Origin of the sequence: uncultured Streptococcus sp. (assembly GCF_915066115.1) — a bacterium.
Lineage (GTDB): Bacteria > Bacillota > Bacilli > Lactobacillales > Streptococcaceae > Streptococcus.
This window is the reverse complement of record NZ_CAJZDT010000100.1, coordinates 1-7074: the sequence shown is the minus strand read 5'-3', so window position 1 is coordinate 7074 and position 7074 is coordinate 1. Positions and strand designations below refer to the sequence as shown.

The following is a 7074-nucleotide window of genomic DNA, read 5'->3' as shown; positions in this document are numbered from 1 at the left end:
TGACGCGGTTTGAAGAGATTTTTGAAGAGTATTATTAGAAAGTATTTCAGTGATTTCTTCATCTATAAGCAAAAAACTTGAAAAAAGTGAATGTTTGCGTTATCATTTTCATATAGAAAGAAAAAGAGGTATTACAGATGGCTATTATTTTACCAGATCTTCCATATGCATATGACGCTTTGGAACCATACATCGATGCGGAAACAATGCACTTGCACCATGACAAACACCATCAAACTTATGTCAACAATGCTAATGCAGCTCTTGAAAAACACCCTGAAATCGGTGAAGATCTTGAAGCCTTGCTTGCTGATGTAGAATCTATCCCAGCTGATATCCGTCAAGCGCTTATCAACAATGGTGGTGGACACTTGAACCACGTTCTTTTCTGGGAATTGATGACTCCTGAGAAAACAGCTCCATCAGCAGAACTTGCAGCAGCAATCGATGCAACATTTGGTTCATTTGAAGAATTCCAAGCAGCCTTCACTGCAGCAGCAACAACTCGTTTTGGTTCAGGATGGGCATGGTTGGTTGTCAACAAAGAAGGTAAACTTGAAGTGACTTCAACAGCAAACCAAGACACACCAATCTCAGAAGGTAAAAAACCAATCTTGGGCTTGGACGTTTGGGAACATGCTTACTACGTGAAATATCGCAACGTGCGTCCTGACTACATCAAAGCTTTCTTCTCAGTGATCAACTGGAACAAAGTAGATGAATTGTACGCAGCAGCTAAATAATGATAGTTGGAGGGAAGAATTGTTCTTCTCTTTTTAAGGTTATATTATTTTGGTCTGACAAAATCGTCAGACTTTTTTCATTTTTATGAGAAACGTGCTAACTGCTAGAAATTATGGTAGAATAAAGTATTAAGTAATCGTGGAAAAAGGATATCTATGCGAAAAGAAATTGCACCTGAATTATACAACTATAACAAGTTTCCTGGTCCTGAGTTCCATTTACACGGGGACAAGGTCGAAACGGAAGGGATCGCTTTTTCCTTGGTGGAAAATAGCAAGGATGCCTTCGATGTGACAGCTTTTAATCAGCGTTTTTCAGAAGTCTTAACCAAGTTTGATTATATCGTGGGAGATTGGAGTAACGAACAACTTCGCCTACGCGGTTTTTACAAGGATGAACGAACAGAAGAAAAACTTGAAAAAATCAGTCGTTTACAAGACTACCTTTTAGAGTATTGTAGTTATGGTTGTGCCTATTTTGTCCTAGAAAATGAAGCCCCTAAGCGAGCATCATTTGACAAGAAAATGCGTAAGAAGGAAGAAGAACCGTCTTCTAGAAAAGGAAAGAAACCGGCTCAAACCAAACGAAAACCGAATGCAGATAAGAAAAATAGACGTCGTCAGAAAGACCAGCATTCTCAGAAAGAGGATAAGGGACAACGTCATTTTGTCATTCGTCAGAAGTGAGTAGAGAATAAGGAGAAGAAATGAAACCGTCAATTTATAGTTTAACACGTCAAACCATGCAGGAATGGGTATTGGAGCAGGGAGAAAAGAAATTCCGTGCAGATCAAATCTGGGAATGGCTTTACCGTAAACGTGTCCAGTCATTTGAAGAGATGACCAACCTTTCCAAGGATTTGATTGCTAAGCTTAATGAGCAGTTTGTGGTCAATCCCTTGAAACAGCGTATCGTTCAAGAATCTGCTGATGGGACAGTTAAATATCTTTTTGAATTGCCTGATGGTATGCTAATTGAGACTGTACTGATGCGTCAGCACTATGGTTTGTCAGTCTGTGTGACCACTCAGGTCGGCTGTAATATCGGTTGTACCTTCTGTGCCTCTGGTTTAATTAAGAAACAACGTGACCTCAATAATGGGGAAATTGTAGCGCAAATCATGCTGGTTCAGAAATACTTTGATGAGCGTGGTCAGGATGAACGCGTCAGCCATATCGTTGTCATGGGAATTGGTGAGCCCTTTGATAACTACAACAATGTTTTGAATTTCGTTCGTACCATTAATGATGACAAGGGAATGGCCATCGGTGCTCGTCACATTACGGTTTCAACCTCAGGTTTGGCCCATAAAATTCGTGATTTTGCTAATGAAGGAGTTCAAGTCAATCTTGCCGTTTCCCTTCACGCACCTAACAATGAACTGCGTTCAAGCATCATGAAGATTAACCGTGCCTTTCCAATTGAAAAACTCTTTGCTGCTATTGAGTACTACATTGAGACAACCAACCGTCGTGTAACCTTTGAGTATATCATGCTCAATGAAGTAAATGACGGTGTAGAACAAGCCTTGGAATTGGCTGAATTGCTCAAGAACATCAAGAAATTGTCTTATGTAAACTTGATTCCTTATAACCCAGTTAGTGAGCATGACCAATATAGCCGTAGTCCTAAAGAGCGCGTCCTGGCCTTCTATGATACGCTTAAGAAAAAGGGGGTCAACTGTGTGGTTCGTCAAGAACATGGTACAGATATTGATGCAGCTTGTGGACAATTGCGCTCTAACACAATGAAACGTGACCGCCAGAAAGCAGTCGCAGCAGTCAATCCTTAATGATGAAGAAAACTTATAATCATATTTTAGTATGGGGAGTCATTTTCTATAGCATTTGCATTGTCTATTTTTGCTTTACTCCTCAAGGACATTCTCCCGTGGGAGTGGAAACTCCAGGTATTCAGCATCTTGGACGCCTGGTTTTTCTTTTGACTCCTTTCAATTCTCTCTGGAAACTGGGCCAAGTGAGTGATGTGGGACAATTATCTTGGATTTTTTTACAAAATATCCTCAATGTCTTCTTGCTTTTTCCTTTGGTGTTCCAACTCCTTTATCTCCTTCCAAACTTGCGGAAAACAAAAAAGGTGCTACTTTTTAGTTTTCTAGTGAGTTTTGGAATTGAGTGTACGCAGTTAGTCTTGGACTTTTTCTTTGATTTTAATCGCGTCTTTGAAATTGATGATTTGTGGACCAATACCTTGGGTGGCTATCTGGCTTGGTTCCTCTATAAACAATTACATAAAAACAAGATAAGGAATTAAAATGAGTATTTTAGAAGTAAAAAATCTGAGTCACGGTTTTGGTGACCGTGCAATTTTTGAAGATGTGTCCTTCCGTCTCCTCAAGGGAGAACATATCGGTCTGGTCGGTGCTAATGGTGAAGGAAAATCAACCTTTATGAGTATCGTGACTGGTAAGATGTTGCCAGATGAAGGGAAGGTTGAGTGGTCTAAATATGTGACTGCTGGATACTTAGATCAACATTCTGTCTTGGAAGAAGGACAGTCGGTGCGTGATGTTCTCCGTACAGCCTTTGATGAGCTTTTCAAAGCAGAAGCCCGTATCAATGATCTCTATATGGAAATGGCTGAAGATGGAGCGGATGTTGATGCTCTCATGGAAGAAGTGGGAGAACTCCAAGACCGTCTGGAGAGTCGTGATTTTTATACCTTGGATGCCAAAATTGACGAAGTAGCGCGCGCCCTTGGTGTCATGGACTTTGGTATGGATACGGATGTGACCTCTTTGTCAGGTGGGCAAAGAACCAAGGTGCTTTTAGCTAAACTCCTCCTTGAAAAGCCCGATATCTTGCTTTTGGACGAGCCGACCAACTACTTGGATGCTGAGCATATTGACTGGCTTAAGCGCTATCTCCAAAACTATGAGAATGCCTTTGTCCTTATTTCGCACGATATTCCATTCCTGAACGACGTTATCAATATCGTCTATCATGTGGAAAATCAACAGCTGACGCGTTATTCTGGTGACTACTACCAGTTCCAAGAAGTCTATGCCATGAAGAAATCTCAGCTGGAGGCGGCCTACGAACGTCAGCAAAAAGAAATTGCCGACCTCAAAGACTTTGTTGCCCGAAACAAAGCACGTGTTGCAACTCGAAACATGGCCATGTCTCGTCAGAAGAAATTGGATAAGATGGATATTATCGAGTTGCAAAGTGAGAAACCAAAACCATCCTTTGATTTCAAACCAGCTCGTACGCCAGGGCGCTTTATCTTCCAAGCCAAGGATTTACAGATTGGTTACGACCGTCCACTTACCAAGCCCTTAAACCTTACCTTTGAACGCAATCAAAAGGTTGCTATTATCGGGGCAAATGGTATCGGGAAAACAACTCTCTTGAAGTCTCTCTTGGGAATTATCCCACCAATCGCTGGGGAAGTGGAACGCGGTGACTACCTAGAACTCGGTTATTTTGAACAGGAAGTAGAAGGTGGTAATCGCCAAACTCCTCTTGAAGCTGTCTGGAATGCCTTTCCAGCTCTCAACCAAGCAGAAGTTCGGGCGGCCCTTGCCCGTTGTGGTCTGACAACCAAGCATATCGAAAGTCAAATTCAGGTCTTGTCAGGTGGGGAACAAGCCAAGGTTCGTTTCTGTCTCCTGATGAACCGTGAAAATAACGTTTTAGTGTTGGACGAGCCAACCAACCACCTGGATGTGGATGCCAAGGATGAACTCAAACGTGCCCTAAAAGAATACAAGGGATCTATCCTTATGGTCTGCCACGAGCCAGACTTTTATGAAGGCTGGATGGACCAAATCTGGGATTTTAATAATTTAACTTAAGAATGAGAGTAAAAGAAATACAGTATCGAATGTGGATACTGTATTTTTTGGTTTTTAAGATTTAAAATCGTAGTCTTTCACCACTTCGATACTGTCGATTGTGATAGCAGTAGTTGGCTTGTCTTTTTCATCTTTTTCGGCTTTAGCGATTTTATCTACAACATCCATACCATCAATCACTTGACCAAAGACTGGGTGTTTGCCATCTAGACTAGGGTTTCCCCCTTCTTTGTAGGCTTCTATGATTTTCTTTGGATACTTGCTTGTAGGGAGTTTAGCAGAGGTATCTGTAGAGTTTTGGTTGATGAAGAATTGGCTACCATTGGTGTTTGGTTGACCAGTATTAGCCATAGAAAGAGCACCACGGATGTTATATAGATAAGGAGTAATCTCGTTCTTGAAACCAGTTCCCTTGTCTTTAGTCTTATCCTTGTCATGCCAGATGGACTGACCACCTGTACCGTCCCCTTTTGGATCTCCAGTTTGGACCATAAAGCCATCGATAACACGGTGGAAGGTAATGCCGTTATAGTAGCCTTCTTTGGCATGAGTGAGGAAGTTTTCAACCGCTAGAGGAGCCAGTTTAGGGAAGAGTTTAATACGGATATCACCTTGACTTGTGTGGAGAATCACTTCGGCTTCATCTTCAGCAACTTCCTTAGAAAGTTGAGGGAAATTGGCATTCTCATTTGTTAAAGCATCGTTTAAGTCCTTGGCAGATTGAGCAGCTGCTTTAGAGCTTTCTTCAGCAGCAAGACTTGAATCTACATAATCATCACCACGAAGACTACGTTGGATGCTGCTACATCCAGCTAGGGCTACAGTAGATAGTAAAAGAAGGGTTGCTAGTTTTTTCATTCTGATCCTTTCAAAAATTCATTTCTACCATTGTACCCTAAAAGGAAGGGGATTTCAAATATTAGTGACAAGACAGTTTTAGAGAAAATCAACCCCAAAATCGCTTGATTAGAGATTTTTCTTTGGATGACGGTCAATAATTTCCTGGTACTGTTCTAGTATCTGCTCCCCCTTTGGAGTCAATTTGTAGCCACGAATTGAAAAGTGACATGCTAATTCTTCTTCTGAAAAGTTGTCATGAAGGGCTTGGTCCAGATCTGCAGCCTTCATCTTAGAAAGTCCTGTAATTTCCTTGCTTTTCAAAATATTCTTTTTCATTGTAGCATTCAGATGGTCGAGTGAATCAAAAGCAGTTTCAATGACAGTATAACCTTTTTCTACCAGATTTTTTAGATGTTTAGGGGAATCAATATCATAAGTCTACTCAAAGTATTTAGAGAACCAGGTATTAAGAAAGCTCGTAAGGCATCACAATTAGTAAACGTTAATTCGAAAGAATTACTATATTTTAAAAGAGCACATTTTCAAAGGATTTTTTCTTTTGGCTTCAATTCCTAATGAATCAATGAACTTAATACTAGGTCTCGAAAAGAATTATGCTTCCTCTTTCTGTCTGAGTTCAAAGAGGTCTTCTACTTTCAGATTAAAAACTTGAGCAATTTTAAGAGCCATTTCCAGCGAAGGATTGTAACGATTATTTTCCAAGTGCAGAATTGTCTCGCGTCGCATGCCGATGAGGTCGGCTAACTCCTGCTGGGTCATGCCTGTGGACTCACGAACAGATTTGAGATTAGTAATAATATTGCTTTCTTTGGCCATACTTATCCTCTCCGTTCCAAGATAAGATAGACAACCGCAAAGATGCAAATCAAGGCAGCTATGCTAAAAAATATCTGTCCCATGTAAAGAGTGAGAGACCCCATATACCCAATGATAACTGCTAGGATCATCAGTGCGCCTAGTATAAAAACAAACATCAAGCTAGCTGCCTTGGCTAAATTAGCATAAAAGCGTTCGTCCGGAGTTTCCTTGACATTTTTCAAACAGAAAAAAGCAAATAAAATCACTTCAATAACGAGGCCAATTCCCAAAATCCATTCTTTAATACCAGAACTTTCGCTTGGGGTCGCAACCCAAATTCCTAATGTATAAAAAATACTTGCTGCAAACAAAAGTATCGTGTAAAGCTTAGCAGACAAGTCAAAAATAATCTTTCCCTTACCTTTCTGACTTTTATGAGACCATAGTTTCATATGTAGCCAGCTCCAAATAGCTACAATTTGACATTGCACTGAAATACCAGTAATAACTAACTTGGGTCCCCAACTAAGATTAGAACCAAATAAAACAATAAAATCAATAAAGAGAGCTACGGCAATCATTGCAATGAGGCCATGCATTTTTTGACTTTTTTTCATGATAGACTCCTTTTTTGTTATAAATATATAACACTTAAATTTTATGTTATAAATATATCACATTCAAATTTAGAAAGCAAGAATTTATGTGCCAAGGTGGCAATTATTTGAAAAAATTTTTTAATAAAAGCCCTTGATAGTCAAACAACTAAAGAATTCTTTGAAGTAATGCATCGGATTTGGTTTGGATAGTTTCGTTAATAATATTTGATGATTAAGAATTTTTGGAAAATCTAG

General features: G+C 39.9%; 9 protein-coding genes. 5 read left to right on the top strand and 4 right to left on the bottom strand.

Annotated elements, in window-relative coordinates; translation table 11 throughout:
• Positions 1-137 precede the first annotated feature (137 nt).
• The 5 genes from sodA to QZ565_RS07130 all read left to right on the top strand — a co-directional run bounded on the left by sodA (position 138) and on the right by QZ565_RS07130 (position 4561).
• Entirely contained in the window at positions 138-743 is a 606-nt protein-coding gene (gene sodA, locus QZ565_RS07150; protein WP_295527532.1) for a superoxide dismutase SodA, read from the top strand.
• A gap of 156 nt (positions 744-899) precedes the next feature.
• On the top strand, positions 900-1430 hold the full coding sequence (locus QZ565_RS07145) for a YutD family protein (RefSeq protein ID WP_261116362.1): 531 nt from the start codon (positions 900-902) through the stop codon (positions 1428-1430).
• Between the two features lie 20 nt (positions 1431-1450).
• Positions 1451-2536, top strand: a complete 1086-nt coding sequence (rlmN, locus tag QZ565_RS07140; protein WP_000804766.1) for a 23S rRNA (adenine(2503)-C(2))-methyltransferase RlmN — start codon at positions 1451-1453, stop codon at positions 2534-2536.
• Positions 2536-3018 (top strand): VanZ family protein, encoded by a 483-nt coding sequence (locus QZ565_RS07135; RefSeq protein WP_295527526.1) that lies wholly within the window; start codon positions 2536-2538, stop codon positions 3016-3018. Before rlmN ends, QZ565_RS07135 begins: the two co-directional genes overlap by 1 nt.
• A 1-nt stretch (position 3019) precedes the next feature.
• Entirely contained in the window at positions 3020-4561 is a 1542-nt protein-coding gene (locus QZ565_RS07130; protein WP_000025406.1) for an ABC-F family ATP-binding cassette domain-containing protein, read from the top strand.
• A gap of 54 nt (positions 4562-4615) precedes the next feature.
• Here QZ565_RS07130 and QZ565_RS07125 read toward each other — a convergent pair whose 3' ends face one another.
• The 4 genes from QZ565_RS07125 to QZ565_RS07110 form a co-directional block, all read right to left on the bottom strand.
• The gene (locus QZ565_RS07125; protein WP_265477682.1) at positions 4616-5419 is read right to left on the bottom strand and encodes a peptidylprolyl isomerase; all 804 of its coding nucleotides are present in this window, start codon (positions 5417-5419) and stop codon (positions 4616-4618) included.
• Positions 5420-5527: 108 nt separating this feature from the next.
• Entirely contained in the window at positions 5528-5737 is a 210-nt protein-coding gene (locus tag QZ565_RS07120; RefSeq protein WP_295527518.1) for a hypothetical protein, read from the bottom strand.
• A 276-nt stretch (positions 5738-6013) separates the two neighbouring features.
• Positions 6014-6238 (bottom strand): helix-turn-helix transcriptional regulator, encoded by a 225-nt coding sequence (locus tag QZ565_RS07115; RefSeq protein WP_042769224.1) that lies wholly within the window; start codon positions 6236-6238, stop codon positions 6014-6016.
• A 2-nt stretch (positions 6239-6240) separates the two neighbouring features.
• Positions 6241-6837, bottom strand: a complete 597-nt coding sequence (locus tag QZ565_RS07110) for a hypothetical protein (protein ID WP_049502153.1) — start codon at positions 6835-6837, stop codon at positions 6241-6243.
• Between the last annotated feature and the right edge of the window lie 237 nt (positions 6838-7074).